This window comes from uncultured Phenylobacterium sp. (genome assembly GCF_902826855.1).
Classification (GTDB): domain Bacteria; phylum Pseudomonadota; class Alphaproteobacteria; order Caulobacterales; family Caulobacteraceae; genus Phenylobacterium.
On the sequence record NZ_CADEGK010000352.1, the window covers coordinates 1 to 2,280 of the forward strand.

At 69.5% G+C, this 2,280-nt stretch carries 2 protein-coding genes and 2 pseudogenes; all 4 read right to left on the reverse strand.

The genetic code is table 11. The features are described from left to right. Window positions 1-318: pseudogene (locus QZV94_RS24625) on the reverse strand (hypothetical protein); the annotation flags it as partial. Beyond that, window positions 305-826: a TrbI F-type domain-containing protein gene (locus tag QZV94_RS24630; RefSeq protein WP_293683051.1), complete on the reverse strand. Its 522-nt coding sequence runs from the start codon at window positions 824-826 to the stop codon at window positions 305-307. The pseudogene QZV94_RS24625 and the gene QZV94_RS24630, both read right to left, overlap by 14 nt. Then, window positions 823-1,203 (reverse strand): hypothetical protein, encoded by a 381-nt coding sequence (locus tag QZV94_RS24635; RefSeq protein WP_293683052.1) that lies wholly within the window; start codon window positions 1,201-1,203, stop codon window positions 823-825. Before QZV94_RS24635 ends, QZV94_RS24630 begins: the two co-directional genes overlap by 4 nt. After that, window positions 1,200-2,280 (reverse strand): annotated as a pseudogene (locus tag QZV94_RS24640) (conjugal transfer protein TraC); the annotation flags it as partial. The pseudogene QZV94_RS24640 and the gene QZV94_RS24635, both read right to left, overlap by 4 nt.

Genomic DNA, 2,280 nt, shown 5'->3' on the forward strand with positions numbered 1-2,280 from the left:
CAGCGCGGACCGGCCGCCGAAGGCCGCGAGCGGCACGCCGCCGCCGACGATTTTCCCGAAGGCCATGCCCTGCGGGTAGAACCGGGTCTTCGGCGGCAGGAAGACGACCAGGTCGCCGCGTTTCGGGACCCGATGCGCCTGGTCCGCCAGGAAGGCCCAATTGGGAAGGCTCTGCGTTTCGTTGAAGGCGAAGCGGTAGCGGTGCAGCGCTTCGCCCGAGGCTTTCAGTCCGAGCGCGGCGCCAAGTGCGGCGACGCCGACCAGCAGCCGCAGCCACGATAGCCTCCGAGGATCCGCGGGTGCGTCAGCGGAGAGCACGGCCTTCTCCTTCGAGCGAAGCCTGGGGAAGCAGAGGTCCAGCGACGGGCGTGGCGCGCAGCCGCGTGTCCATCATGGCGTTCACCGCCTTGCTCACGTCGGCGGTGACGTCGCTGTACTCGCCCGCCAGGACGCACTCGCGCGGCAGGACGAGGATCCCCTTCTTCGTGGCCGCGTCCTTCACCGCCTCCTGGGCGACCGCCAGATAGAGGCGGGTGCGGATGCTGGCCTCCTGGGGCGTCACGTTCGGGGCCGTGGCCAGTTTGGCCATGTACTCGCGCGACATCTGGGTGATCCCCACCGTCACCACGGTCGGCTTGTCGCCGCGGTAGACCCGCACGCCCAGGCCCACGATGGCGATCGTGTTGATCGCCAGCAGCAGGGTGAGGACCTCGACATGGCTGAACGGCAGCCGCCGGCGCTTGCCGGCCGGCTTGGCGCCGGGACCCGGGGCCGCCTCTACGGCGGCCGGGGCTGGCGCGGCGGTGGGCGGCGGAAGATCGGTCATGCGACAAGCTCCCTCGAATTGGCGGCCGCAGCGGCGGCGACGGCGGCGGCGGCAAGCGGCCACGGCGCCCAGCACTGCCGGGCCTTGGGCGCGCGGACGAACGCCGTGAGCGCGGTCAGCGCCGCCAGGACGCCCAGCAGCACGTGTTCGACAGGCGCGCGGGCCGAGGCCGTGGCGCTGACGTAGTGGGTCCAGAAATTCCCCCACTCGTGGGCGGTCGTGCGCCAGCTGAAGCCCAACGCCGCGAAGGTGATGAACCCGAACACGGCGTTGGCGACACAGGCGCTCTCCACCACGAAGGCGAGACGATCCGTGATCGCCCAGACCCAGCGTCGGCCATGCTCGAGGCGTGGGTGATCGAACCAGGCGAGGCTCATTCCGCGGGCTCCACTTCGGCGAGCCTGCGGGTCACGTTCAGCATCTGGCGACGCTGCCGGTCGCCCATCTTTGCGTAGCCGCGCAGGACCTCCGTGGCGCCGGCGTCCAGCGCCAGGATGCGCACGATCTCCTCGCGGAGCTGATGCTCCAGCATGATCGGCGGGGTGTCCTTGAACGCGACGCGGCGCACCGCCTCATGCAACTCCACGCCGCTGCGGACCAGTCGCTCGATCTCCGCGTAGACCTCCGCCTTCGTGGAATAGAGGGTCACCGAGAAGGCATCGAGGACGAGGCGGGCCAGGAACCGTGCGCCCGGCCCACGGATGAGCATCTCCGCGTAGACGCCGGGCTCCATGCGCAGCGACTTCAGGAACTCCATGGTCCCGTGGTCGGCCTGCAGGCGGTCGCTCTTGCGGAACTGTTCGAGCGCCTCGGGCTTCAGGCGCAGGACAACCGACCAGTCGCTGTTCTCGATGCAGGCGCGCGCGCCCGCGGTCGAGTAGAAGTCCTCGAGGCTCTGGGTGCCCGTGATCAGGGCGCCGCCTTCCTTGCGGCAGCGACGCGCGAAGCCTTCGATGTACTTGCCGGCCGCGCCGTCGCCCAACAGGCTCCAGGCCTCGTCGATGATCAGCGCCTTCTTCAACTGGCGGCCGCCCTTGCGCATCCGCTCGCGCACCAGGCCGAGGATCTGCAGCACCACGACGGCCCGCAGCTCGGGCTTGCTCTCCAGGTCCTCCATCTCGAAGACGGTGTAGGAGTTGCCGATCTGCAGGTTCGCCGGCCCGTTGAAGAACCGGCCGTAGTTTCCCTTCGTCGTGAAGGGCGTGAGCGAGAGATAGAGATTGGCGCCACGCTCGCCGTGCCTGGCCTTCAGCGCCTCGGCCACCAGGTCGATCGAACCTTTGGAGCCGTGCGCCTCCCACACGGTGTTCACCGCGTCCTCGATGGCCCCCGACTCTTCGTCGCTGGCGCCCTTGGCGCCGCGGGCCATCTGGATCACCAGCAGCTTGATGTTGGTCTTCGCCTCGGAGGCGTACTCCTCGTCCTCGGCGATCCCGTCGGGGTCCACCATCCCG